The organism is Pseudomonas sp. Irchel s3h9 (assembly GCF_900187475.1).
GTDB classification, from domain to species: domain Bacteria; phylum Pseudomonadota; class Gammaproteobacteria; order Pseudomonadales; family Pseudomonadaceae; genus Aquipseudomonas; species Aquipseudomonas neuropathica.
The window spans coordinates 1-24996 of record NZ_FYDH01000005.1 but is presented as its reverse complement, the minus strand read 5'-3'; the positions used below and the strand labels follow the sequence as shown (position 1 = coordinate 24996).

The following is a 24996-nucleotide window of genomic DNA, read 5'->3' as shown; positions in this document are numbered from 1 at the left end:
ACCCGCTGGACTGGAAACAGTCAGCGGGTTTTTTCATTCCTTAGGTTTGTGTTGGCCGGGCTGGCCTCATCGCGAGCAGGCTCACTCCTACATTTGAAATGCGCTCGCCCTGTAGGAGCGAGCCTGCTCGCGAAGAACGATAACGCGGTCCGGCTGGAACTAAGCCCCGCTCAAACCCTTAAGCAACAAATCCACATTGCCTTCCAGCTCCGCCACCGGATCTACCGCATCGGTACTCAACACCACCAAACGACTGCCTGACTCAGCAATTGCCGCTTTCACCGGCTCCGATGGCTGCCGATGATGCAGTACCACCGCCACATCATTGTCCTTGAGCGTCGCCGTCAGTTTTTTCAGATCCTGCGGCGTCCATTCCGCATCAGGGCGTGGATCCTCGCCGATCAGTTCCAGATTCAGACTACCGATCAGATAACCAAAGTGATCACTCAAACTCATCACACTCAGATTGTCGGCACTCGCCAACCGCGCCTCGCTGTCGGCGCTGAGCTTCAGCAAACGCTGCTTCAACGTCGCCAGATTCGCCTCGATCGCAGGCTTGGCGCTAGGTGCCAGGCGCACCAGATCCGCCGCCATCACGTCCGCCATGCGCCCCATGTTGTTGCTCGCCAGCCACGGTTGACTGTTCAAACCATCAACCTTCAGATCCGGTTGCACGGCAATGCCCGGGAGGGCGCCGTCGACCGGGCGCGCCGCATCAACTTCAACGATGCGAATATTGCTGCGACGGGCGATCGGGTACAGCGGATCATCGGCCCACAGTGAACGCACGCCAATGACCGCGTCCGCGCCGGTTGCCAGTTTGCTCAGCGCCGGCGCACCGCGACCGGTGAAATACGCGGTCTGGCGACTGCCTGGCAAATTGGCGGGGGCTGCACGTTCCAGACTGACGTCAGTGCCTTTTAGCAGCACTTCGCCCAAGCCATACGTGATCGGCAACGAGGCCAGCACTCGCAGCGGTTTAGTGTTTTCGGCGGCCATCAACGGCGTGCAGATCACACCGCACAGGGTCATGGCCAGGGTCAGTTTGCGCAGTGAAAAACTCATTTATCCAAGATTCCCTTTCAGACTCGGGACAACCCCGCGCGCAATGGCGGCGAGGGCGAAGGCAATGCCGGCGACCAGAATGATCGCGGCGCCGGACGGAATCGGCAGATCAAACACGATCGGCGCGAGGATCCCGCACAGTGTGCTGACCGTGGCGATCAACACCGAGCACCAGAAGAAACCCTTGAGCGACTGGCTGAGCAAACGTGCCGCCGCCGCTGGAATCACCAGCAGCGCGCCGACCAGAATCGCGCCGATGACTTTCACCGCTGCGACGGTGATCAGCGTCACCAGAATCACGAACAGATAGTCCAGGGTCTTCACCGCCACCCCGCGCACCGCCGCCAGTTGCGGGTTGAAACTGGCGAGCATGATGCGGTTGTACAGTGGCAAGGCCAGGGCCATGACCAGCGAACCGACGATGGCCAATACCGCCAGATCGTTGCCGTTGACCGTCAGTACCGAACCGAACAGTACGTTCTCGAGAATGTGCACATTGATCTTGCCCGCCAGAATCAGCAGCAGGCTTGCGCCCAGTGCCAGTGACACCGAGAGGAATACGCCGATCAAAGTGTCCGGTGCCAGACCGGTACGGTTGCGCAGGTAATTGAGCAGGATGCCGAACAGCAGGCAGTAGCCGAACAGGCTGCCGTAGGGCCCGGTGTAAGGTTCGCCGAGCAGAATGCCGATGGCTACACCGGTGAGCGCCGCATGGCCCACCGCTTCGGAAAAAAACGCGAAGCGCTTGACCACTACCAGAGTGCCAAGGCCGCCGAGTACCGGGCCGATCAACAGGCCGGCAAGCAACGCATTGACCACAAAACCGTAGGCCAGCGCTTCCGGCAGATAACCGGACGAGGCCCAGCCTTGCACCATCAAACGAAAGGCTTCGTAACTCATCAGGCAGCGCTCCGTGGATGGGTCGAGAACAAGGTCAGCAGACGTTCCGGGGTCAGCGCCTCTTGCGGTGAGGCATCGAACAGCACGCGGCGGTTTAGACCAGTGACACGGCTGGCCAGACGCCCAACCGCTTCCAGATCGTGCTCGATCCACAGCACGGTGATGCCCGCTGCACGCCAATCGCCGAGCAGACGCTCGAACACTTGAATCCCAGCTTCATCAAGGGCCGACATCGGTTCATCCAGCACCAGCAATTGCGGCGCCGGAATCAAACCTTGGGCGAGCAGCACCCGCTGCCGCTCACCGCCAGACAGCGCGCCCATGCGGCGCTTGCGTTTGTCCTGCATGCCGACGCGTTCCAGCGCTTCACCAATGGCGCCGGCGTAACGCTTGCTCAAACCGAGAAACGCCGGACGTCGCTGGCACATGGCAGCCATGAAATCGTCGACGGTCATCGGCAGACCGCGATCGAATTCCAGCGCCTGCGGTACATAACCGATGGTGCCGGGTTCGCCGGGCCATTGCAGGCTGAGCTGGCCCTGATGGGGCATTTGCCCGAGCAGGGTCTTGATCAGCGAACTCTTGCCGCCACCGTTTGGGCCGACCAGGGCATGTACGCTGCCGGGCTGCACCTGGAAGGTGACGTTATCCAAAATCGTCGTGCGCCCCAGCGTCAGACAAACCTCCGCAAAATCCAGCGTCGGCCCGCAGGTCTGTGGGAGCGACGGTGCGACGATTCGACCTGCTCGCGAATGCGGCGTGTCATTCAATACAGATGTTGGCTGATCCGGCGCCTTCGCGAGCAGGCTCGCTCCCCCAGGGGACTGGAGTTCGGTCGAGATCGTTTCTCTGGAAGTCATGCGCCAGACTCCTGAATCGCCCGCACCACGGTGTTGAGGTTGCCGGTCATTTCCTTTTCGTACTTGTCGGCGGTGTATTCGCCGTAGGAAATGTGCGACAGCGGATACAGCTTGACGCCAGACTCACGCTGAATGGTGTCGACGTAAGTGGACGGGAAATCCATCTCCGAGAAGATCACTTTCACGTCCAGTTCACGCAACTGGTCGATGGTCTTCTTCAACTGGCTTGGGCTCGGCTCGATACCGTGGGCCGGCTCGACCACGGCGGTCACTTCCAGGCCGAACTCACGCAGCAGATAGTCGTAAGCCGCGTGCACCGTGGCCACGCGCAGTTCCGCGTTCGGCGCTTGCGTCAGTTTTGCCAGCGCGTCGGCGCGCATCTGCCGCAGGCGTTTGCCGTAGGCACGGGCGTTCTGGGTGTAGGTCTTGGCGTTGTCCGGATCGAGTTTGCCCAGTTCGCGAGCAATGTTGTTGACCTGGGCAATAGAAGCGCTGATCGACAGGAACGTGTGCGGGTTCACCACTTTGCCGGCCCCGCGTGCGGCGACCCCGGTGGCCGCCAGCAACGGCACGTTTTCGTTGGCTTCGATGGTTTTGATGTTTGGCGTTTCACTGGCGGCGATCATGCGGTCGGCGAAGTCGTCATGGCCAACGCCGTTGAGCACGATCACATCCAGCCCGCTGATGCGTTTGATGTCTTCGGCCCGTGGCTCGTAGGCATGCGGGTTGAAACCGGCCGGGATCAGCGGCACCACCTCGGCCTTGTCGCCGACGATGTTGGCCACATAGCTGTAGTAAGGGTGCAGGGTGATGCCAATGCGCAGGCGTTTGGCCTGATCGGCGCTGGCCAAAGGGCTCAGCAGACAGGCACACAGGCCCAATAAAAAGAGGCGTAACAATGGACGGCGTGGCGATGAAATAGACATGGGCAAGCGGTCTTCTCTCGGAGGAGGGCGAGGAATCAATGGCGATGTTCGCGGGTAACCCCGGCATCGTATTGCGCGACGATCTGTTTCCAGCCGGCAGCGGACAGCGCCGCCGCAGTGAGTTGCGCCGGGGCTTGAGCGGCAGCATCGCGGCTGAGCCAGATGTCCGGCGCAGCCTTGTCATCGGCGCTGAGCAGCATCACAAACGAACCGGCGACGGCCGGATTCTGGCTTTGGCCGAAATACGCGGCGTCCGCCAGCAATTGCCAGGCATGACCGCCGCGGCTGACCGAACTCGCATCCTGGGCAAATGGCGCAAACCCTTCGTCGGCCAGATTCTGCGGCGTCGGCAGCGCTTGTTGTTCCTCGCGCAGCAAGCGGATTTCATCGAGGGTCACCCGCAGGTCGGCATAGATGCCTTGCTCGGCAGCACTGAGGTCGCGGCGTGCGTCGAGCTGGTTAGTCGCCACTGGCTCGGGCTCATGGGAAACCCCGCGCCACGCGACCACAGAACCTGCGACCGCGAGGATCAACAGGCACAACAGCAGCACATTGAGGGTTTCATGACCGGCACCGGCCGGACGCACGATTTGTCGAGTGGGCGTACTCATGGGGCTTCGATATCCGCTTGGTCGATTTCCACCACGTGGCCCGGGCCCGCGTCGAACAGCACGTAAAATTCGCTGCCGGGTTTCTTGAACGTCAGTGTGGAATCGGCGCCGAGTTTGCCCGGCACCAGAATGGTTTCGTCGTAACCGATCACATCGAGGGTCACCCCCGGCGCGCCGCTGCCGTCGGAGAACCCGCCGGTGCATTTGATCTGCTCGGCGTCGATGGCTTTACATTCGCACATCGGGTTGTGAGCCAGCGCACTGGCGCTGAAACCGGCGCACAGCACCAGCAGCACGGCCTTCAGGCGCAGGCGGGAATGGCGTTGGGAACAAGTCATGGTTTGACTCCTTGTTTGTTCAGCCAGGCGAAGGTGGCGGGGGAGGCCTGACTCAGGGGAATCGAAGCCTGATGCATGCTGCCGTCCCAGCCTTCCATGGTGATCCACAGTTCGGCGTCGGGTCTGGTCTTCTCCGGGATCGGCATCTGCGTGCCCATGCGGTATGGCGTGCCAAAGAAAATCGTACCGGCGGCGCGCAGGCTGCGTGGCTTGCCGATGCGCAGGTAGGTGGCCTTGACCTGCTCGACACAGGCATCGCAAAGGGCGGCGCTGAAGTCTTTCATGTAGCCGGCCGGGCCAGTGAGCACCGGCGCTTCGTTGCGCAGTTCGGCCAGGCGCAGGCTCCACGGGCCAACCTGGATATTGCCGATTTCATGTTGGCCCAGCCCGCTGTCACCGCGAAACAGAGAGGCGTCGGCGAAGTATTTGGGCATGAACCCCAGCGGGATCAACAGCAGCAGGACATTGATGTGGAAGCGCCATTTGTGCCAGAAACGCGCGAGTCGAGAAGGCTGTGCCTTGGTGATTGATTTGCTCACAGGCTGGCCTCCGAGGTTTCACGGCTCATCGCCGGTTGTGCCTTGAGGCGGTGTTTCTTGTCTTCGCGCTTCAACGCGTTGGCGGTGGCCAGCGCGGTGCGTTTAGTCCAGATCAACAAGCCGCTGAGGATCATCATGCTCAGGATCAAACCGAAGAAGAACCAGATCAGCTTGATCCAGATGCCGCCGAAGTCGCCGGTGTGCAGTGGCCGCATGGACTCGGTGACGAACTCCAGCGACGAACGATCGGACAGAAGCCGTGAAGCGGCGATGTCGCCGTTGTACGGATTGAGCGTGGCGGTCTGGAACATCAACGGATACCAGCCGCGCCCACCGACGCTCATGTGGCTGTAGGCATTGCCCGGCAGGCTGACGAAGCTGGCTTCCAGCCCCGGAATCTTCTCTTGCGCGAGCTCGACGGCACGGTCCAGGCTGATCCGTGGCGGCGGTGTGCCGGCGGCAGAGATCGGCACGCTCTCGCGGGACATGGCCGGAATGATCGGCTCGCTGGAAATGGCGATCTGGTTGTCGAACAGAATCGCCCGAATCAGAAACCAGATCCCGGTGATGGAAATCACCGCAATGAACCAGATCGACCAGATACCGCACAAGCGATGGAAGTCACCCCAGAAGATCCGCGCGCCGTGACGCACGCGCAGGGTCGGACGCAGAAAACCTTTCCAGAAGCGCTTGTAGACCACTAGACCTGTGATCAGCGACACCAGCATCGGCACGCCGAGGAACGACACCAGATACCAGCCCCAACTGAAACCGTTGGTGAACGGCACCAGCCACCAGCCATGCAGGGCGCGGGTGAAGGCCTTGAAATCGAACGTCGGGGCAGGGCCCTGAATCACCCCGGTGTAAGGATTGACGTAGACCGTCTGCGAACGACCGTCCGGATAGCTGACCGCAACGTCGAGGGCGAAGTGGGATTCGTCGGGACGACTGATACTTTCAACGATGGTCTGTGGTTCGGCTGTTTTGATCGCTGCCATGATCTGGTCATAGCTGAGCAGCGGCGCATCGTCCGCAGGCTGGCTGGCGCGCATCTGCGGGTTGGCCAGCCAGACGATTTCCTGGCTGACCACCGCCAGCGTGCCGGTGACACAGACGATCAGGACAAAGAACCAGATCGGTAACGCCAGCCAGCTATGAACGAGGAACCACAGTTTGGAGCGGGATTTCTTCGACATGATTGCGCGTCTTTATAGCGGTGAAAGGGCGCGTGGCTACGGGCTTCGCAGCACGGCAGACCCCGAAAGACCGAACGTGGCTTTTGCCTACGCGAACGGCCTGCATCTCTATAAGACGAATGAGCGGGACAAATCCCGAAAGGTGATATGAAAGCAAATGTTTCCCAATTCCCCGCTCACCACAAATCCCTTTGTGGGAGCGAGCCTGCTCGCGAAAGCGCCGGGTCAGTCACTTCATCCTTTGCCTGATCCACCGCTTTCGCGAGCAGGCTCGCTCCCACAGGGCTTTGCTGCGTGCAGGGGATCAAACACGATTCATGATCCACGCCATCACTGTCTGCCAATTGATGGCCGACCCGCGCTCCCTATGATGGGAATCACCTGATTTCCCTGAGTGAGCGCCTTGATGACCGCCAGAACCCTCTATGACAAACACATCGATTCGCACACGGTGTGCCGCCTCGACGATCAGGGTCATGTCCTGTTGTATATCGATCGTCAGGTGATCAACGAATACACCAGCCCGCAGGCTTTCAGCGGTTTGCGCGCGGCCGGGCGCGACGTCTGGCGGCCGGGCACGGCGCTGGCGGTGGTCGATCACGTCAACCCGACCACGCCTGTGCGTATCGCAGCAATGCCCGACGCCGGCGGCGCGCGGCAAGTGTCGTATCTGGCGGAGAACTGCCGGGACTTCGGCATCGAGTTGCTGGACATCCTCGACAAGCGTCAGGGCATCGAACACGTTATCGCCCCCGAGCAGGGCTTTATTCTGCCTGGCATGGTCATTGCCGCTGGCGACAGCCACACCACCACCTATGGCGCACTCGGTGCTTTCGGTTTCGGCATCGGCACCTCCGAGATCGAACACCTGCTGGCTTCGCAGACGCTGGTCTACAAAAGACTGAAAAGCCTGCGCGTGACCGTCGACGGCGAGTTGGCGCCGGGTTTGACCTCGAAAGACGTGATCATGGCCCTGATCGGCCGCATCGGTGCTTCCGGGGCCAGCGGTTACGCGATCGAATTCTGCGGCTCGACCATTGATGCCCTCAGCGTTGAAGCGCGCATGACCATTTGCAACATGGCTGTCGAGGCTGGAGCGCGCGGCGCATTCATGGCCCCGGATGACAAAGTCTTCGCCTATCTCAAGGGCAAGCCGCGAACGCCGCAAGGAGAGCTATGGGAACAAGGCGTGAAGAAGTGGCGCGAACTGCGCAGTGATCCCGGTGCGCTGTTTGACCGCGAGATTCACCTTGACGCCAGCGTCCTGGAACCGATGGTCACCTGGGGCACCAGCCCCGATCAGGCAGCTGCAATTGGTGCGCGGGTACCAGATCCGCAAGCGATCAGCGATCCGATCCTGCGTCAGGACATGCGCCGCGCCCTCAACTATATGGGCCTCGAAGCGGGCATGGCGCTCAGCGACATTGTTATCAGCCACGCCTTTATCGGCTCGTGCACCAACGCGCGGATAGAAGACCTGCGCGATGCCGCCAGCGTCGTGCGCGGTCAGCAAGTGGCCGGACATGTGCGGGCGATGATCGTCCCCGGCTCCAGCGAAGTTCGCGCTCAGGCCGAGGCCGAAGGGTTGGCGCAGATCTTTATCGATGCCGGTTTTGAATGGCGTCAGTCCGGCTGCTCGATGTGCCTGGCGATGAACGACGACGTACTTGCGCCCGGCGACCGCTGCGCGTCGAGTACCAACCGCAATTTCGAAGGCCGTCAGGGCGCCGGTGCGCGCACTCATTTGATGAGCCCGGCCATGGTCGCCGCCGCTGCGATCTGCGGTCGACTCACCGATATTCGCCAATTTGGAGAACGCCCATGAGCCTGCAACCCTTCACCCACATCAGCGGTCGGGCCGCACCGTTACTGGTGGCCAACGTCGACACGGACGTGATCATGCCAAAACAATTCCTCAAAGGCATTGATCGCCGAGGACTCGATCGCGGGCTGTTTTTCGATCTGCGGTTTCTGCGCGATGGTAGCCCCGATCCCGATTTTGTGTTGAACAAACCGACATGGCAGGGCGCGAGTTTTCTAGTAGTCGGAGCGAATTTTGGCTGCGGTTCCAGCCGCGAACATGCGGTTTGGGGCTTGCAGCAGATGGGCATCCGCGCGTTGATCGGCAGCAGTTTTGCCGGGATCTTCTACGACAATTGCCAGCGTAACGGGGTGTTGTTGATCACGCTGGATGAAGCGCAGGTGCAACGCATCGGACAGCTTGTCGGTCAGGCTGAAACGGCGCGGATCAGTATTGATTTAGAGACGCAGCAGATTGGCCTGGCGGATGGCAGCGTAATCGACTTTCAGATCGACACCCTGCGCAAGACTGCGTTGATCCTCGGTCTGGATGCTATCGGCAGTACCTTGCAACGGCGCGAGCAGATCAAAACCTTCGAACGCCAACATCTGGCCAACAACCCTTGGTTAGGCTGAACGCATAACCTGTGGGAGCTGGCTTGTCGGAACGCCGCATCGCAGCGATGAGGCCGGCACTTCCAGCATTTGTGTTGGCTGAGCTGACGCCATCGCTGCGATGCGGCGTTCCGACAAGCCAGCTCCCACAGGTTTTTGTGGTGTTTTGAGCTATAGCGACAGGCTTTTGAAATGCGCCTGCAAAAACTCCACACACGCGCGCAACTTCCCCGAATGTGCCAGCCGCGTCGGGTACACCGCCCAGACATTGGCACTCTGGCTGTAATCCTCCAGCACCTGCACCAGGCGTCCTTGCTCCAGCAACGGCTTCACATCCCACAACGACCGCAACAAAACCCCACGTCCATCCAGCGCCCATTGCAAAACGATTTCGCCATTGTTTGACGACAACGGCCCACTGACGCGCACGCTCTCTTGTCCGCCATCGCGATCCAGATTCCAGATCCCAAAGGCGTTGTCGCGCTCCTTGATCACTAGGCAATCGTGCTGTTGCAGTTCGTCCAGCGTCTGCGGTGTGCCGCGACGTTGCAGATAACCGGGAGCGGCGCACAGCACCCGCCGGTTACTGACCAGGCGTCGACCGATGTGCTGGCCGGGCAGGTCATCGCCGACGCGGATCTCCAGATCGAAGCCTTCGTTGATGATGTCCACCACCCGGTCAAACAGGTCGAGGCGAATCTCCAGTTCTGGATAACGTTCGGCCAGCAACGACACCGCCGGGGCTACGTGATTGCGACCGAAACCGAAACTGCTGCAAATGTGCAAACGCCCACGCGGGCTGCCGTGGGCGTCGGAGAGTTCATCGTGCAACTGCTGGAAATCATCGAGAATGCGCAACGCCCAGCGCTGCACGCGCTCACCGTCCTCGGTCAGCGAGACGCGACGGCTGGTGCGGTGCAACAGACGCGTGCCGAGGGTGGTTTCGAGAATCTGGATGCGTTTGCTGACGTAGGCCGGTGACAGGCCCAACTCATCCGCTGCAGCGGCAAAGCCGTTCTTGCGGATTACGGTGAGCAGTACGCGCAGGTCTTCGGGCAGGGGCACGGTGTCTTTCTTCTGGGACATGTCAAAAACGAACACTGGCGGCAGAAGCCGCCAGCATAGCACCGAGATCCAGTGTTTCCGGTCAGCGCAGAAAGGCCAGTGCTTCGGCGAGCAACCGTTCGGGGACTTCTTCGGCAATGTAATGGCCAGCGGGCAATGCCTGACCGCTGACGTTCGACGCCACTTGCTGCCATTCCTTGAGCGGATCGAAGCAGCGCCCGACCGTACCTTCGGCGCCCCACAACACGCGCAGCGTTAGATTCAGCTGATGCCCGGCGGCGATGTCGGCGCGGTCGTGCGCAAGATCGATGCCGGCGCTGGCGCGATAGTCTTCGCAGATGCCGCGAGCGCTGCCCGGTCGTTGCAGGCAGCGCAGGTATTCGCCAAAGGCTTCATCGGTAAACGGCTTGAGTCCGGCGCTGCGGCTGCCCATCACGCTGCGCAGATAGCCTTCCGGATCCGCTTCGATCAGGGTTTCCGGCAGTGGTGCCGGGCGGATCAGGAAGAACCAGTGCCAATACGCGCGGGCAAAGGCTTCGTTGGTTTGCGTATACATCGACAGGGTCGGGGCGATGTCGAGCAGCATCATGCGCTGCACGGCGTTCGGGTGATCAAGCGCGAGACGATGGGCGACCCGCGCGCCACGGTCGTGAGCGAGAATCGAAAACTGCTCGAAGCCCAGCGCCTGCATCAACTCGACATTGTCGCGGGCCATTTCGCGTTTCGAGTAATGGGCGTGCAGCTCATCAGCGGCCGGGCGACTGCTGTCGCCGTAACCGCGCAGGTCGGCGGCGACCACGGTGAAGTGTTCGGCCAGTTGTTCGGCAATCTTGTGCCAGATCACATGGGTCTGCGGGTGGCCGTGCAACAGCAACAGGCCGGGGCCGCTGCCGCCGAGGCGGTAGGCGATGTCGACGCCGTTGACGTGGCGCTGGTCTTTGCGGAATCCGGCAAACATCGGGCTGATCCTTGTTCAGGGTTCTGGTTGGCTGCATCCTGAAATTGTCCGGCGTTTGCGGCAAGGGGCAAAGCGTGGTCGGCAGGTTCATGAAGTGTGATGGTTGTTGGCCGTTCCGGCCCCATCGCGGGCAAGCCCGCTCCCACAGGGATCTTTGGTGTGGTCACGATCTATGTCCAACCACAAAACCCTGTGGGAGCGGGCTTGCCCGCGATGAGGCCATTGAACACACAGAAAAAATCAGCCTTGGCTAAACATCTCCATCGCCCGCTGTTTGATCTGCTCCTCGGTCAGATCCTCCTTGCGCGAGGCGAGAAACCACAGATGCCCATACGGATCCTTCAACGTCCCGCTGCGATCCCCGTAAAACTGATCCTTGACCTCGGATACTGTCGTCGCCCCGGCCTCCAGCGCCCGTTGAAACGATTTGTCGACATCAGTCACATACAGATGCAAACCAACCGACACTGCTTGATCCGGATTGCTCAGTGGCCCCTGATCGCACGGCGAACCGAGCATGATCGCGCTGTCGCCAATGCGCAGTTCGGCGTGGCCGATGCCGCCGTCAGGCATGGCCAGACGCATGACCTCGGTGGCGCCGAAGGCTGTTTTATAGAAGTCGATGGCCTCGGCGGCTTTGTGGATGCCGAGATACGGGGTAATGCTGTGATACCCCTCGGGAATGGGTTTGACGCTCATGACGTTCTCCCTGAATTGTTGTTCTATGGGACAGGACTCCACCGAATTTGTGGAAGATTCACTATAGAACCGTCCTCGCCGTGCAGACTTTTGCCCGACGAGCAGTCAATCCTTTGGAAAGTGCGGGCCAGGCCCTTGTTCGCCGAGTACATCGCCCTGATTGCGCAGCGGACAGGCCTCCATCGACAAACAGCCACATCCGATGCAGCCATTGAGCCGATCGCGCAGCAGCGTCAGTTGCTCGATCCGCGCGTCCAGTTCCTGTCGCCATTGCTGTGAGAGGATTTTCCAGTCTGCCGCGCTGGGCGCACGATCCTCCGGGAGGATTTTCAATGCCTCGCCAATTTCCGCCAGCGGAATCCCCAGCCGCTGCGCGACTTTGATCAACGCTACGCGGCGCAGTACTTCGCGCGGATAGCGCCGCTGATTGCCGGCATTGCGCTGGCTCTTGATCAGGCCTTTGGATTCATAAAAGTGCAGGGCGGTGACGGCCACGCCACTGCGCGCTGCGACTTCACCAACCGTTAACTGTTTGTGCACATTTTCTTTGCTGATCATTTGAAGACAGCTCTTGACCTTGACTTAACTAGAGGTTTTACCCTGCAGGTCTTCGAGTCGCAAGGCTCGTCTTACGCTGAGTGGGGGCATTCCATGAACAACCGCAGTTTTACCCAATTGATCGAATTCGAAATCGAACCACGCCAACAACCCGCCTTGGTCACTGCACTATCAATGCAAACCGAGCGCCTGGCGCAACGTTATGCCGGTTTTGTCAGCGCCAGTGTGCAGGCCAGCGATGACGGCCGGCGCGTGCTGAGTTTCCTCCAATGGCAGTCCCGCGAGGCGGGTGAAGCGGCATTTCGCAGCTTCGAAAGCGGCGAGCAGGACTTCTGGCAACTGATTCACGCCCACCAGGCGAAAACCATCAACTTCAATTCGTTCCAGGTGCTAAGCAGCATCGCCCGCAGTCACGACGATGCGCTGCACTGTCACCTGGTCGGCTAGATCGACAACTGGATCAGGCGTTCGCCCTGCAGATTTTCCGTGAGCCGCCGCTTGTTTACCGCCAGTTCGCCGATCTTGATCAGTCGCGTGCGGGTGACGTTGCGGCTCAGACCGAGCAACGCGGCGGTGTGCACCTGGTTGTAATGGCAGAAGCGATACGCCGCGCGCAGCAAAGCGTCTTCGACTTTTTCGTGCAGCGCGCCGGCCTGTTGCGCGAAGAGTTTTTGAAAGGCCTGTTCCAGTAAGGCCTCCGGTGAATCATCGGCACTGCTGTGATGATCGTCCGGGCGTTCGATGCGCAGGTTCGACAGACGCAAATCATCGCGTTCGATCACGCCGTTGCGGCAGATCAGCAAGGTGTGATGGATGACGTTCTCCAGCTCGCGAATATTGCCCGGCCAACTGTAAGCGCGCAGTTTGTGTTCGGCGCCGGGGCTGATGCTGACCCGCCCGTAACCGAGGCGTTGGCTATAGGCCTCGATGAAATGGCGGGTCAGCGGCAGTATGTCGCCAGGACGCTCGCGCAACGGGCTCAGTTCCAGATTGACCACGTTGAGGCGGTAATACAGATCCTCGCGGAAATGGCCGGCGTTGATGGCTTTTTCCAGCTGCACGTTGGTCGCTGCCAGCACCCGCACATCGATGGGAATGCTTTTGCGCGAGCCCAGTCGCACCACTTCGCGTTCCTGCAAAACCCGCAGCAACTTCACCTGAATCGCCATCGGCAGATCGCCGATCTCATCGAGAAACAAGGTGCCACCATCCGCTTCCTCGAACCATCCGGCCTTGGCGCTCAGCGCGCCGGTGAACGCGCCTTTTTCATGACCGAACAACTCCGCTTCCACCAGTGATTCGGAAAACGCCCCGCAATTGACCGCGATAAACGGCCGATGACGGCGATTGCTGAGGTTATGAATATGTCGCGCCACCAGTTCTTTACCAGTGCCGGTCTCGCCGATGATCAGCACGCTCGCTTCACTCGGTGCGACCTGTTGCAAATGCGCGAGCAGGGCCTGGGACTTCGGGTCCTCGAACACCTGCGCAGTGGCGCGGATCGACGTGGCGAGCGCGGGGGAGGGCGGTAGGGTCAGCAGTTGCATGGGCTCGTCCTTCTTTTTAGTTCAAATGCAGGCAGGTCAGGAATAGAAGGTCGGTACCGGCTGCGACTGATTCAGCGCCCAGTCGCCCAACTCATGGAGTTTGTAGTCCAGCGGGTCGTGCAGGGTTTGCGTGCGCAGGTTGCGCCAGTGGCGATCGAGGCGCAGGGACGCGTGAGTGGAGCGCGCGCCGGTCACTTCGAACAAACGGCTGCAAATCTCCAGGCCCTGACGGCTGGCGGCAACTTTCGCGGTGGCAATCGCTGTCGCGACTTGGCCGCGTTCTTCGGCGCTGAGGTTCGCGCCTTTGGCCCAGGCCTCATCGAGCAACGCCGCCGCGCGTTCGACCAACAGGCGGATGCCTTCCAGCGCCACCCAGAACTCGCCGTAATGGGCGAGCACGTACGGATCTTCACGCACATCGCGCGCCGAGGATTTATGCCAGAGTCGGGTTTCGCTGAGGGTGTATTGCCGCGCCTCCTCGAAAGCGCCTTCGGCAATTCCGAGAAACATATGCGTGAAGGTCAGCTGCGCGATTAGCGGGCGCAAGCACGCAAACGGCGTGCTCAGCGGGCCGGGATCGAGCAGCAGTTCCGACTCTTCGACGCGGACCCGTTCAAACGTGGCGCTGCCGCTGTCAGTCTGACGCTGGCCGATGTTGTTCCAGTCGTTGTGCAGGGTGATGCCACTGCGGCCGCTGGGAATCGCCGCGATCAGCAATTTGCCGCCGGCACTTTCATCGACCGCCGAAGCGATCAGCATTTGTGAATCACTGGCGCCGGAGCAGAAGCTTTTCTTCCCGGAAAACTCGCGCCAGCCACCGAGGTCCTTGACCACGGTACGGGTGTCGAGCGGGTTCAGTGCGTTGCCCCAGAACCAGTTCTGCCGCGCGGTCTGTTCGAACCACGGCTGCCATTGTTCCGGCCGGGAAAACAGGCGCACGGTGGCGAGCATCAAATGATGGAAACCGAAGACGTGAGCAATCGAGCTGTCGACCTTGGCGAACTCGCGAACGACCTGCAGGGTTTCGCTCCAGCTTGCGCCGAGGCCGCCGTAGCGGGTGGGAATGCTCAGGGCCAGCAGGCCGCTGTCGCGCAGGGCATCGCGCTCGGCCTTCGGTGTGCCGCCACGTTCGTCGCGTTCGACGGCGGTCAGGGCAAATTCGGCGGCCAGTTGGCGGGCGGTTTGCAACGGGGATAACAAAGTACTTTGCGGTTTGGCGGTCACACCAATACTCCTGAATTTGTACTGCCCTTGTAGGAGCTGCCGCAGGCTGCGATCTTTTGATCTGGTTTTTAGAAAATCAAAGTCAAAAGATCGTCCGATCGCGGCCCGAGCCTGCGGCAGCTCCTACACAAGAGATCCGGTTTAGGCGGAGGCTTTTGTGGGCAACACATCATTGGCAATCATTTCGCCAAACGGCCCGGTCAGATTGGTCACGCCACGCCCGGCCAGACTGGCGTAAGGCTCGGGCAACAGCGGGAACACCAGCTCGGCAAAGCGGTAAGCCTCTTCCAGATGCGGATAACCGGAGAAGATGAAACTCTCGATGCCCAGATCCGCGTATTCCTTGATCCGCGCCGCCACTTGCTGCGGATCGCCGACCAGCGCCGTACCGGCACCGCCACGCACCAGACCGACACCGGCCCACAGGTTGGGGGCAATTTCGAGGTTGTCGCGACGACCATCGTGCAAAGCCGCCATGCGTCGCTGGCCTTCGGAGTCGAACCGGGAAAAGGATTTCTGTGCCGCCTCAATAGTCTCGTCGCTGATGTGTTCGATCAGTTTGTCCGCCGCTTTCCACGCCTCTTCGGCGGTCTCGCGCACGATCACGTGCAAGCGGATGCCGAACTTCACTTTGCGCCCATGCCGCGCCGCTCGTTCGCGCACGTCGGCGAGTTTTTCCGCAACCGCGGCCGGCGGTTCGCCCCAGGTCAGATAGACATCGACCTGTTCGGCGGCCAGATCATGCGCGGCATCGGATGAGCCGCCGAAGTACAGCGGCGGATAGGGTTTCTGCACGGGCGGATAGAGGGCTTTGGCGTTCTGCACCTTCAGGTGTTTGCCGTCGAAATCCACCGCCTCGCCCTGCAACACGCGGCGCCAGATTTTCAGGAATTCATCGGTAACTTCATAGCGCTCGGCGTGACTGAGAAAACTGCCGTCGCCACGGTTTTCGTCCGGATCGCCGCCGGTCACGACGTTGATCAGCAAGCGGCCGTTGGATAACCGGTCAAGCGTCGCAGCCATGCGCGCCGAGACCGTCGGCGAGATGATTCCCGGACGGATCGCCACCAGATAACGCAGACGTTCGGTCAGCGGCACCAGCGCCGAGGCGATCACCCAGGAGTCTTCGCAGGAGCGTCCGGTGGGGATCAGCACGCCGTGGTAGCCGAGGCTGTCAGCGGCCTGCGCCACCTGTTTCAGATAATTGAGGGTGACCGGTCGCGCACCTTGGGTGGTGCCCAGATAGTGGCCGTCACCGTGGGTCGGCAGGAACCAGAAAACATCCATGAACGGCTCCTCAGGCGATTTTCAGCAAGGGTTTGATTTGGGTGGCGAACAGCGGCGCGGCGCGTTCGGCCGCCAGGCGGATGCGCGCCTTCAGCAGCTCGCTGGTGATCTGGTAATCGGCGAAGTCGGCTTCGGTGGCGTACACGCCGATCGGCAAGGTCATGGCTTGGAAGAAGCTCAACAGCGGCCGCAACTGGTGATCGAGCACCAGCGCATGGCGTTCGCTGCCGCCGGTAGCGGCGAGCAGCACCGGGGTGTCGATCAAGGCGTTGAGGTCGATCAGGTCGAACAGATGCTTGAGCAAGCCCGGATAAGAACCGCGATAAACCGGCGCGGCAACGATCAGCAGATCGGCCTGTTCAATGGCCTGCAACTCGGCTTCAACCTCGGCACTGAGCTCCTGACGCGACAGCGCGCCACCGAGCGGGCGAGCGATATCACCGAGTTCGATCAAATGGCTTTCAATGGACAAGTGCTCGGCCAGTTCGGCGATCAAAGCTTGGGTCAGTACCAGGGTGCGGGACGGACGCCAGGTGCCGCCGGAGAGGGCGACGACTTTCAGGGGACGCGACATGATCAGTTCCTTTTTTCAACAGTTGCTCAGCGAGCAGTGAGTGAGTCACCGGGTCAGAGCAAGCGCTGTACCAATTCCTGGAAGCCCCGGTTTACAGGGCGTTGAGCGTTAGCGCGGCGGTCACCCCTGTGAGTAGCAGGGTGCTTTGTTGAATCAGTGTTGGCTGAGCAACAGTTGCTGGAGCAACAGTGCTCAGCGCATGCAGGGAGTTATAGAGGCAGTTTGTTATTCCGTAAAAGAACGTTAATTGATATTTATAGATCGTTAAGAGATATGTGCCAGCACGTGTCGATTTCCTGATAGCCACTATTGAGAGCGTTGATTTCTGCGCAAGCGTGACCGGGCGTAGCCTTTGTCCATCGCCCCCCCATTGCTCGCCAGGACGCTCCCATGAATCGTTTACTCACCGTTTCCCTGTTGCTCGCTGTCTCCGTACTCGCCGGTTGTGCTGGGCATGTATCACCGGAACTGCGTCCTTACACCGATGAAGAATCCCGTGAATTGGCGATGGAAGCACTGAATCGCAGCGGCTTGTCCTTCGACGAATACCACGCAAAAAAAGCGCAATTGCTCGGTCAGACTCAGTTCGACAAGAAAGCTGAAATGAGCGCCGAACGTGCCGTACAGCTGCACGGTCGTCCTAGCTGAAAACAAACTGTACTGGTGGAAGTTTTCCCCAACTGTCCGTGGGCTTGCCGGGCGGCGTGGGATAGGGTCTACACCTGAATGACCCTGATGGATTGCCTGCCATGAACCTCTCGCTTGACCTGCTGTTGGGCTTTGCCCTGTTTGCCCTAGTCACCTCTATTACGCCGGGGCCGAACAACACCATGTTGCTGGCATCGGGAGTGAATTTCGGCTTCAACCGCACCATCCCGCACATGCTCGGGATCACTTGCGGCTTCTTCGTTCTGGTCGTGGCCGTGGGCTTTGGCCTCGGTGCGGTGTTTCAGACCTACCCGATTCTCTACACGGTTCTGCGCTATGTCGGCGCGGCCTATCTGCTGTATCTGGCTTGGAAAATTGCTCACTCGGGACCGGTCGGCGACAGCGCCGAAGGCGAGGCGAAGCCGATCAGCTACCTCGGCGCGGCCGCGTTTCAGTGGGTCAATCCCAAGGCGTGGATCATGGCCATCGGGGCCATCAGCACCTACACGCCGATGCAGGGCTATTTCACCAATGTCGTGGTGATTGCTGCAGTGTTCGCCATCATCAACCTGCCGAGCGTCGGCGTCTGGGCCGCCTGCGGTACTTTGTTGCGCAATGTGCTGAAGGATCCGCGCTGGTTGCGCGTGTTCAACTGGGGCATGGCCGCATTGCTGGTGATTTCGCTGTACCCGTTACTTCTCGAAAGCTTTAGCTGACGCATTGCTTCAACCGCAGGCCGGATGCCTGTTAAGCTCGGCTTCAGGAGCGTTCCTACGCACTTTTAAATGAAGTTGTTCTTCTTTAACGGCATCCGATCAGGTATTGATGACGCTCTCGAACCGACGCGCAGCTCACAAGGCTGCGCCGTGCCGTTTGCAGACACGAGCCTCCTGATCCCGGAACACGCTCTGCGAGTCTTTTATGAACACACGTCCGTTGTATTTCGATTACGCCGCCACCACCCCGGTTGACGAGCGGGTCATCCAGGTGATGATCGAGTGTCTGGGGTTTCACGGTAACTTTGGCAACCCGGCTTCCAGCTCCCACGCGTTCGGCCAGCAAGCCCGACACACGGTCGAGCAGGCCCGCCGACAGGTCGCCGAACTGGTCGGCGCCAAGGCTGAGCAGATCGTCTGGACCTCCGGTGCCACCGAGTCCAATAACCTTGCCCTCAAAGGCGTGGCGCAGGCCCGCGGTGTCCCCGGCGGCCACATCATTACCAGTCAGATCGAACACAAAGCCATTCTCGATACCGCCCGCCAATTGCAGGACGCCGGCGTCGCCGTAACCTATCTGGTGCCGGATGCCGATGGCCTGATCACCCCGCAAGCGGTCAGTGAAGCTATGCGCGACGACACCTTTCTGGTGTCGCTGATGCTGGTCAACAACGAGTTGGGTACCGTCAATGATGTTCAAGCGATTGGCGAAGTGGTGCGTAGTCGCGAGGCATTGTTCCACGTCGATGCGGCGCAGGGCGCCGGCAAAGTGGCAATCGATCTGGGGCAATGGCCGGTGGATCTGATGTCCTTCTCCGCACACAAACTCTACGGCCCCAAAGGCATCGGCGCATTGTATGTCGGCCCACGGGCGCAGCAGCGGTTACAGGCGCAGATTCACGGCGGCGGACATGAAGGTGGCTTGCGCTCCGGGACGTTGGCGACGCACCAGATTGCCGGCATGGGCGCAGCGTTCGCGCTGGCCGCCGAGACGTTCGATGACGAGAAAAAAACTATCGTCGTGTTGCGTGAACGCTTGCTCGAACAACTGCTCAGCCTGCCGGGCGTACGTCTCAATGGTTGCGCCACTCAACGCATTCCGCACACCTTGAGCCTGACCTTCAGCGAAGGTGAATTCAACAGTGCGGCGTTGAGCCATTCGATTGCCTTTTCCGCGACCTCGGCCTGCAACTCGGCCAGTAACACGCCATCCCACGTGTTGTTGGCGCTGGGGCATGACGCGCACCTGGCCGGTCGCACCATTCGGCTGAGCCTCGGTCGTTTCACCACCGCCGAGGATATCGACAAGGCTTGTGCATTGATCAAGACCGCCTGCGCCAGTGCTCCGGCATTCTGGGCGACCGGGCTTTAAACGAGCCGATCTCTCGGCTACGAACAATAACGATGAAGTGATTAGCAGGAGACATGATGAGTACCCAGACCTCGACCGAAGGATCGGTGCCCCAGCGCCTGGCGCAGACCCGTGAACTGATGCGCCGTGAAGGCATTCATGCGTTGTTGGTGCCGTCCGCCGACCCGCACTTGTCGGAATACCTGCCGGGTTACTGGCAGGGCCGGCAGTGGTTGTCGGGCTTCCATGGTTCGGTCGGGACGTTGATTGTCACCGTTGATTTCGCCGGTGTCTGGGCCGACAGCCGTTATTGGGAGCAAGCGACCAAGGAACTCAAGGGCAGCGGCATCGAACTGGTCAAACTGCAACCGGGTCAGCCGAGTCCGCTGGACTGGCTGGCCGAGCAAACACCGGAAGGTGGTGTGGTCGCGGTTGACGGTGCGGTGATGGCCGTGGCGTCGGCGCGTACCCTGAGCAGCAAGCTTGAAGCACGCGGTGCGCGCCTGCGTACCGATATCGATCTGCTGCAGGAAGTCTGGAGTGATCGCCCGAGCCTGCCGAATGCACCGATCTATCAGCATCTGCCACCGCAGGCGACGGTCAGCCGTGGCGAGAAACTCGCCAAACTGCGCGAAACTTTGCGGGAGCGCGGGGCCGACTGGCATTTCATCGCCACCCTCGACGACATTGCCTGGCTGTTCAACCTGCGCGGCGGCGATGTGTCGTTCAACCCGGTGTTTGTTTCGTTTGCTTTGATCGATCAGCAGCAGGCGACGTTGTTCGTGGCGCTGAGCAAAGTTGATGGCGAATTGCGCGCTGTGCTGGAACAGGATGGCGTAACGCTGCGTGATTACAGCGAAGTCGCTGATGCCCTGCGTGCCGTACCGAGTGGCGCGAGCCTGCTGGTTGATCCGGCACGAGTGACCAGCGGTTTACTGGATAATCTCGACAGCGCAGTGAAACTGGTCGAAGGCTTGAATCCGACCACGCTGGCCAAGTCGCAGAAAAGTGAAGCCGATGCTCAACACATCCGCCAAGCCATGGAGCAGGACGGTGCGGCGCTGTGCGAATTCTTTACCTGGCTGGAATCTGCTTGGGGCCGCGAACGCATTACCGAACTGACCATCGATGAGAAGCTCACCGCTGCTCGCGAGCGTCGTCCGGATTATGTCTCGCTGAGTTTCAACACCATTGCTGCGTTTAACGCCAATGGCGCGATGCCGCATTACCACGCGACCGAAGAAGAACACGCGGTGATCGAGGGTGACGGCTTGCTGCTGATCGACTCGGGTGGACAGTACCTGGGCGGCACCACGGACATCACGCGGATGGTGCCGGTCGGTACGCCGAGCGAAGAGCAGAAGCGCGATTGCACGCGCGTGCTCAAGGGCGTGATCGCGCTGTCGCGCGCGCAGTTCCCGAAAGGCATTCTCTCGCCGCTGCTGGACGCCATCGCCCGTGCGCCGATCTGGGCCGACAGCGTGGATTACGGCCACGGCACTGGTCACGGCGTTGGCTACTTCCTTAACGTCCATGAAGGACCACAGGTGATTGCCTATCAGGCCGCGCCTGCGCCGCAGACGGCCATGCAGCCGGGGATGATCACGTCGATCGAGCCGGGTACGTATCGTCCGGGCCGTTGGGGCGTGCGTATCGAGAATCTGGCGATGAACCGTGAGGCGGGTAGCAGCGAATTCGGTGAATTCCTCAAGTTTGAAACCTTGACGCTGTGCCCGATCGATACGCGATGCCTGCTGCCGGCGCTGCTGACTGAGGAAGAGAAGCAATGGTTCAACAGCTACCACACAGAAGTGCGTGAGCGCCTGAGTCCGTTGCTTGAGGGGGCTGCGCTGGAGTGGTTGAACACCCGTACTGCGGCGATCTGATCGGCTGAATTCAGGCGCTGTGTCCAGCGCCTGAATGATCGCTTAGCCTTGGCGCAAGGCTTCCTCAACGAAGTCGAGCCGATCCTGGCCGAAGAACAGCTGATTACCGATGAACATGCTCGGTGCGCCGAACACGCCGCGTTTAACCGCCGTTTCGGTGTTCTCCTTAAGCGCTGCTTTGACAGATTCATCGTTGCTCAGCGCCAGAACTTCCTGCGGGTCGAAACCGTGTTCGCTCAGTACAGCGGCGACAGTCGCGGGCTCGTCAAGGCTGCGTCCTTCAACCCATAGCGCCGTGAACAGACAATCGATAAACGCCTCAAAGCGTTCTGGCTGACGTAATTGGATACCCGTGACCGCACGCATCAGCATCAGTGTGTTGATCGGGAAATGCGGATTAAATCTCAGCGGTACCCCGTAGCGTTTCGCGTAGCGATCCAGATCCTGAAACATATACCGACCCTTCGCCGGAATCATTGCCGGTGACGCGTTGCCGGTTGCCTTGAATACGCCACCGAGCAGCATCGGGATGTAAATCAGCTCACTGTTCGTCTCGGCACAAATCTTCGGCAATTGGGTGTAGGCCAGATAGGTGGCAGGGCTGCCAAGGTCGAAATAGAACTCCACGGTTTTAGTCATTTTCGCGTCTCTGTCGTTATTGTTATGGCGGGGCCTTACCAGCGTTCGTTCCAGGGGCGCAGATCCAGCTCGAACGTCCAGGCATCCCGTGGCTGACTGTGCAGATACCAGTAGTTCTCGGCGATGTGCTCGGGATTGAGGATGCCATCCTGATCTTTGGTGGCGTACTTCTCGGGGAAACTGTTGCGAATGAAATCGGTGTCGATCGCACCATCGACCACCACATGGGCGACGTGGATGTTCATCGGCCCGAGTTCCCGCGCCATGCTTTGCGCCAGTGCGCGGATGCCGTGCTTAGCGCCGGCGAATGCGGCGAATCCGGAAGCGCCACGCAGCCCAGCGGTGGCACCGGTGAAGAGAATCGTGCCGCGATTGCGCGTGACCATGCGTTTGGCCACTTCACGGGCATTGAGGAAGCCTGAGAAACAGGCCATTTCCCAAATCTTGAAATACTTGCGTGCGGTTTCTTCAAGAATGCTGCACGGCACATTGGCGCCGATATTGAATACAAAAGCTTCGATCGGACCGAGGCGAGTCTCGATGTCTTCAATCAGAGCGATTACGTCTTCTTCTTTGCGCGCATCGCAGGCAAAACCGTGGGCTTCACCGCCTTCAGCCTTGATCGCGTCCACCAGCGGCTGCAATTTGTCGGCGCTGCGTCGGGTGACGCAGGCGATGAATCCTTCTTTGGCAAAACGCTTGGCAATCGCCCCTCCCGTGGCATCGCCGGCGCCAACCACTAATACGACCTTCTTGTTATTCATGGGTAGATGCCTTTATTAAACGATCGTTAAGTGAACGAACGTTATGCTAGGATCCAGACCACGTCAAGGCAGTCGATTCGAGGGCAAACACATGCGTTACTCCGCCAGTCACAAGTTGGAAACCCGGGAAAAGCTATTGCAGAGCAGCTCGCTGTCAGCAAAGCGTTCGGGGTTTTCCACGGTAGGCGTCGACGGCTTGATGAAGGCTATCGGATTGAGTGGCGCGGCGTTCTATAGTCACTTTTCGTCGAAAGATGCGTTGTTCACCGCCATCGTCGAGCGAGAGTTGGGGCAAAGCCTTGAGCGACTGGGGGGCGAGGGCGCGCAGGATCGTGAGCGACTGGAGCGCTGTCTCAAGCACTATCTGAGCATGGCTCACGTAGAACAACCTGAAGCCGGTTGCGCGTTGCCGGCGCTGGGCGCGGAAATTGCCCGATCGGATATCCAAGTACGGGAGCAAGCCGAGTTATGGATTCGTCGGCTGCAAGAGCGCTGGGCACAGATACTTGAGAGTGAGACCCTGGCGTGGTCGGTGCTGTCGCAATGCGTCGGGGCCTTGGTGGTGGCGCGCATGTTGGCCACGCCGGACGTTCAGCAAGCGGTGCTGAAGTCCAGCCATAAAGAAATTGGCCGGCAGATTGCCGCGCAGCGCTGATCTATTTACAGATGACAATCATGCTGCGACTGGTGTAACCCGCAGGATTGAGACCGAACGGGTAATCGCCGGGTTCTTCCACGGTGTCACCGGATTTGGCGATGACCTTATAGCCTTTCGGCAAGCAAGCATTGGCGGCGCTGGCGTAGCATTTGTCCCAGGAGGACGATAGCCCTGAGCAGTTGATGTGCAGCCCTTTTTTTCCGCGTTTTACCTTGGTTTCCGAAGTCGCCGCACAACCCGCAATAGCCAGTATGGCGATCAGTATCAAAATTCGTTTCATTACCGTCCTTATAGCGGCCACGAGTCTAATGCCCGGGTTTGCCTGTGTTCGCCTGCGCTCTAAGCGTTTTGAAATCCCTGTCCGAAAAAATCCATGTCTGGCATTGGGTTACGGGTCTAAACATGGCCTAAATACGCACCAATTGCCAGACCTTCGTCAAAACCTCTTTCAGTCAGCCGCTATTGCAGGCTTCGCGGCGCTACCCATGGTCATGGTTGCGCCGACAGACGCCAGAATAATGCATAGGATCGCCATCCATTGTGACAGTGTGAGGAATTCGTGCAGAAACAGCAGGCCCGATAAGGCTCCGAAAGCCGGTTCGATACTCATCAGTGTGCCGAATGTACGTGCCGGCATGCGGGTAAGTGCGACCATCTCCAGTGTGTAGGGCAGGGCGGTGGATAGAATGGCTACGCCAATGGCAATGGGAATCAGGGAGGGGGTCAAAAGCGCTGAGCCAGCATGCACGATGCCAATAGGGGCCACGAACAATGCCGCGATCATTACGCCTAATGCAGCGGTCGTCACACCGTTATCGGCACCTGCCTTCTGGCCGAACAGGATATAGAGCGCCCAACAGATACCTGCTCCCAATGCATACCCAGCGCCGACCAGATCGATTCCGGCGCTGGTGGCACCTGTTGGAATCAGCAACATCAATCCCGCGGCGGCGAGAGCGATCCAGAGAAAGTCGATAGCACGACGGGAGGCATAGATGGCTACGGCCAGCGGCCCGGTGAACTCGAGGGCAACGGCAATCCCCAGCGGTACAGTGCGCAATGACATATAGAAGAGGAAATTCATTCCGCCTAGAGCCATGCCGTAAACGATGACCGTGCGTAGCGACTTGGCGGTCAGCCTGGCTCGCCAGGGACGCAGTATCAACAGCATGATTACACTGGCAAAGATCAGCCGCAGCGTAGTGGTTCCCTGAGCGCCCACGATGGGGAACATGCTTTTGGCAAGTGAGGCGCCGGACTGGATTGATGCCATGGCTATTAATAGCAGGCCAACCGGGAACAGCATTGAGGCAAGAGAGCGTGGCTGGTCATTCATTGCGCGGCATCGTCCAAGGTAAAAAAGCAGGGTTTTATTTTGATAGTGGGCAATATACTGCGCATTCGTTGCGATCACGTCTATATAGAGGCCGTCTTTTCCGCCAATCGATAGAAAAGTGAAATTAACGGTTGACGGCAGATTCAGGATGTCTATAATTCGCCCCACTTCCGGCGCAGTCGAAACGGAAAACTCCTTGAGATTCAATGAGTTATGTAGGTTTCGGCGGCAGGTTG

At 59.8% G+C, this 24996-nt stretch carries 28 protein-coding genes; 8 read left to right on the top strand and 20 right to left on the bottom strand.

The features are described from left to right. Positions 1-159: 159 nt before the first annotated feature. From CKW26_RS09710 to CKW26_RS09675, 8 genes are read right to left on the bottom strand one after another with little or no spacing between them, the layout of a single operon-like run. Positions 160-1065, bottom strand: coding sequence for a metal ABC transporter solute-binding protein, Zn/Mn family (locus CKW26_RS09710; RefSeq protein WP_095048413.1), 906 nt, complete (start codon positions 1063-1065; stop codon positions 160-162). Next, positions 1066-1965 carry a metal ABC transporter permease gene (locus CKW26_RS09705; RefSeq protein WP_007917717.1) on the bottom strand — a complete coding sequence of 300 codons (900 nt, stop codon included), beginning with the start codon at positions 1963-1965 and terminating at the stop codon, positions 1066-1068. It abuts the gene before it with no gap. Then, a complete protein-coding gene (locus CKW26_RS09700; RefSeq protein ID WP_095048412.1) occupies positions 1965-2825 on the bottom strand; it encodes a metal ABC transporter ATP-binding protein in 861 nt (286 codons plus the stop codon). Before CKW26_RS09700 ends, CKW26_RS09705 begins: the two co-directional genes overlap by 1 nt. Beyond that, a complete protein-coding gene (locus CKW26_RS09695) occupies positions 2822-3751 on the bottom strand; it encodes a metal ABC transporter substrate-binding protein (RefSeq protein WP_093435032.1) in 930 nt (309 codons plus the stop codon). Before CKW26_RS09695 ends, CKW26_RS09700 begins: the two co-directional genes overlap by 4 nt. 35 nt (positions 3752-3786) lie before the next feature. After that, positions 3787-4362 (bottom strand): DUF6162 family protein, encoded by a 576-nt coding sequence (locus tag CKW26_RS09690; protein WP_095048411.1) that lies wholly within the window; start codon positions 4360-4362, stop codon positions 3787-3789. Further along, a complete protein-coding gene (locus tag CKW26_RS09685; RefSeq protein ID WP_095048410.1) occupies positions 4359-4700 on the bottom strand; it encodes a hypothetical protein in 342 nt (113 codons plus the stop codon). Before CKW26_RS09685 ends, CKW26_RS09690 begins: the two co-directional genes overlap by 4 nt. After that, on the bottom strand, positions 4697-5239 hold the full coding sequence (locus tag CKW26_RS09680; protein WP_095048409.1) for a thiamine pyrophosphate-binding protein: 543 nt from the start codon (positions 5237-5239) through the stop codon (positions 4697-4699). The genes CKW26_RS09685 and CKW26_RS09680 overlap by 4 nt, the downstream gene beginning before the upstream one ends. Next, positions 5236-6435 carry a PepSY domain-containing protein gene (locus CKW26_RS09675; protein WP_095048408.1) on the bottom strand — a complete coding sequence of 400 codons (1200 nt, stop codon included), beginning with the start codon at positions 6433-6435 and terminating at the stop codon, positions 5236-5238. Before CKW26_RS09675 ends, CKW26_RS09680 begins: the two co-directional genes overlap by 4 nt. A gap of 406 nt (positions 6436-6841) precedes the next feature. Between CKW26_RS09675 and leuC the strand changes: the two genes are divergently transcribed. Together leuC and leuD are read left to right on the top strand one after the other, a co-directional pair. Further along, positions 6842-8260 (top strand): 3-isopropylmalate dehydratase large subunit, encoded by a 1419-nt coding sequence (gene leuC, locus CKW26_RS09670; protein ID WP_095048407.1) that lies wholly within the window; start codon positions 6842-6844, stop codon positions 8258-8260. Further along, entirely contained in the window at positions 8257-8871 is a 615-nt protein-coding gene (gene leuD / locus CKW26_RS09665) for a 3-isopropylmalate dehydratase small subunit (RefSeq protein WP_095048406.1), read from the top strand. The genes leuC and leuD overlap by 4 nt, the downstream gene beginning before the upstream one ends. Before the next feature lie 150 nt (positions 8872-9021). On the opposite strand, the gene CKW26_RS09660 is transcribed toward leuD, so the two are convergent. From CKW26_RS09660 to soxR, 4 genes are all read right to left on the bottom strand, one after another. Then, positions 9022-9936: a LysR substrate-binding domain-containing protein gene (locus CKW26_RS09660; RefSeq protein ID WP_095048643.1), complete on the bottom strand. Its 915-nt coding sequence runs from the start codon at positions 9934-9936 to the stop codon at positions 9022-9024. Positions 9937-9997: 61 nt separating this feature from the next. Then, positions 9998-10873: an alpha/beta hydrolase gene (locus tag CKW26_RS09655; protein WP_095048405.1), complete on the bottom strand. Its 876-nt coding sequence runs from the start codon at positions 10871-10873 to the stop codon at positions 9998-10000. 240 nt (positions 10874-11113) lie between these two features. Next, positions 11114-11572 carry a VOC family protein gene (locus CKW26_RS09650; protein ID WP_095048404.1) on the bottom strand — a complete coding sequence of 153 codons (459 nt, stop codon included), beginning with the start codon at positions 11570-11572 and terminating at the stop codon, positions 11114-11116. A 105-nt stretch (positions 11573-11677) separates the two neighbouring features. Beyond that, positions 11678-12130, bottom strand: coding sequence for a redox-sensitive transcriptional activator SoxR (gene soxR / locus CKW26_RS09645; RefSeq protein WP_007917730.1), 453 nt, complete (start codon positions 12128-12130; stop codon positions 11678-11680). Positions 12131-12223: 93 nt separating this feature from the next. On the opposite strand from soxR, the gene CKW26_RS09640 reads away from it, so the two are divergent. Continuing rightward, positions 12224-12577, top strand: coding sequence for an antibiotic biosynthesis monooxygenase (locus tag CKW26_RS09640; RefSeq protein WP_095048403.1), 354 nt, complete (start codon positions 12224-12226; stop codon positions 12575-12577). Here the strand turns inward: CKW26_RS09640 and CKW26_RS09635 are convergent. The 4 genes from CKW26_RS09635 to msuE form a co-directional block, all read right to left on the bottom strand. Then, positions 12574-13677: a sigma-54-dependent Fis family transcriptional regulator gene (locus CKW26_RS09635; RefSeq protein ID WP_007917735.1), complete on the bottom strand. Its 1104-nt coding sequence runs from the start codon at positions 13675-13677 to the stop codon at positions 12574-12576. The genes CKW26_RS09640 and CKW26_RS09635 overlap by 4 nt on opposite strands. 36 nt (positions 13678-13713) lie before the next feature. Beyond that, positions 13714-14901, bottom strand: a complete 1188-nt coding sequence (locus tag CKW26_RS09630) for an acyl-CoA dehydrogenase family protein (RefSeq protein ID WP_095048402.1) — start codon at positions 14899-14901, stop codon at positions 13714-13716. A 141-nt stretch (positions 14902-15042) separates the two neighbouring features. Next, positions 15043-16188: an FMNH2-dependent alkanesulfonate monooxygenase gene (gene ssuD, locus CKW26_RS09625; protein WP_007949711.1), complete on the bottom strand. Its 1146-nt coding sequence runs from the start codon at positions 16186-16188 to the stop codon at positions 15043-15045. 10 nt (positions 16189-16198) lie between these two features. After that, the gene (msuE, locus tag CKW26_RS09620; RefSeq protein ID WP_095048401.1) at positions 16199-16762 is read right to left on the bottom strand and encodes an FMN reductase; all 564 of its coding nucleotides are present in this window, start codon (positions 16760-16762) and stop codon (positions 16199-16201) included. A gap of 390 nt (positions 16763-17152) precedes the next feature. On the opposite strand from msuE, the gene CKW26_RS09615 reads away from it, so the two are divergent. The 4 genes from CKW26_RS09615 (at position 17153) to CKW26_RS09600 (ending at position 21363) form a co-directional block, all read left to right on the top strand. After that, complete coding sequence (locus tag CKW26_RS09615; RefSeq protein ID WP_007917547.1) at positions 17153-17410, top strand: hypothetical protein; 258 nt, start codon at positions 17153-17155, stop codon at positions 17408-17410. A gap of 101 nt (positions 17411-17511) precedes the next feature. Continuing rightward, positions 17512-18126 carry a LysE family translocator gene (locus CKW26_RS09610; RefSeq protein WP_034155169.1) on the top strand — a complete coding sequence of 205 codons (615 nt, stop codon included), beginning with the start codon at positions 17512-17514 and terminating at the stop codon, positions 18124-18126. Positions 18127-18331: 205 nt separating this feature from the next. Next, complete coding sequence (locus CKW26_RS09605) at positions 18332-19498, top strand: cysteine desulfurase family protein (RefSeq protein ID WP_095048400.1); 1167 nt, start codon at positions 18332-18334, stop codon at positions 19496-19498. Between the two features lie 56 nt (positions 19499-19554). Further along, the gene (locus CKW26_RS09600; protein ID WP_095048399.1) at positions 19555-21363 is read left to right on the top strand and encodes an aminopeptidase P family protein; all 1809 of its coding nucleotides are present in this window, start codon (positions 19555-19557) and stop codon (positions 21361-21363) included. Positions 21364-21405: 42 nt separating this feature from the next. On the opposite strand, the gene CKW26_RS09595 is transcribed toward CKW26_RS09600, so the two are convergent. Together CKW26_RS09595 and CKW26_RS09590 are read right to left on the bottom strand one after the other, a co-directional pair. Further along, positions 21406-22002, bottom strand: coding sequence for a 2-hydroxychromene-2-carboxylate isomerase (locus tag CKW26_RS09595; RefSeq protein ID WP_093434986.1), 597 nt, complete (start codon positions 22000-22002; stop codon positions 21406-21408). A gap of 35 nt (positions 22003-22037) precedes the next feature. Further along, on the bottom strand, positions 22038-22766 hold the full coding sequence (locus tag CKW26_RS09590; protein WP_095048398.1) for an SDR family oxidoreductase: 729 nt from the start codon (positions 22764-22766) through the stop codon (positions 22038-22040). A gap of 91 nt (positions 22767-22857) precedes the next feature. Between CKW26_RS09590 and CKW26_RS09585 the strand changes: the two genes are divergently transcribed. Then, the gene (locus tag CKW26_RS09585; RefSeq protein ID WP_095048397.1) at positions 22858-23421 is read left to right on the top strand and encodes a TetR/AcrR family transcriptional regulator; all 564 of its coding nucleotides are present in this window, start codon (positions 22858-22860) and stop codon (positions 23419-23421) included. Between the two features lies 1 nt (position 23422). On the opposite strand, the gene CKW26_RS09580 is transcribed toward CKW26_RS09585, so the two are convergent. Together CKW26_RS09580 and rhtA are read right to left on the bottom strand one after the other, a co-directional pair. After that, positions 23423-23704: a hypothetical protein gene (locus CKW26_RS09580; protein WP_093434980.1), complete on the bottom strand. Its 282-nt coding sequence runs from the start codon at positions 23702-23704 to the stop codon at positions 23423-23425. A 168-nt stretch (positions 23705-23872) separates the two neighbouring features. After that, positions 23873-24760, bottom strand: coding sequence for a threonine/homoserine exporter RhtA (rhtA, locus tag CKW26_RS09575; protein ID WP_095048642.1), 888 nt, complete (start codon positions 24758-24760; stop codon positions 23873-23875). Between the last annotated feature and the right edge of the window lie 236 nt (positions 24761-24996).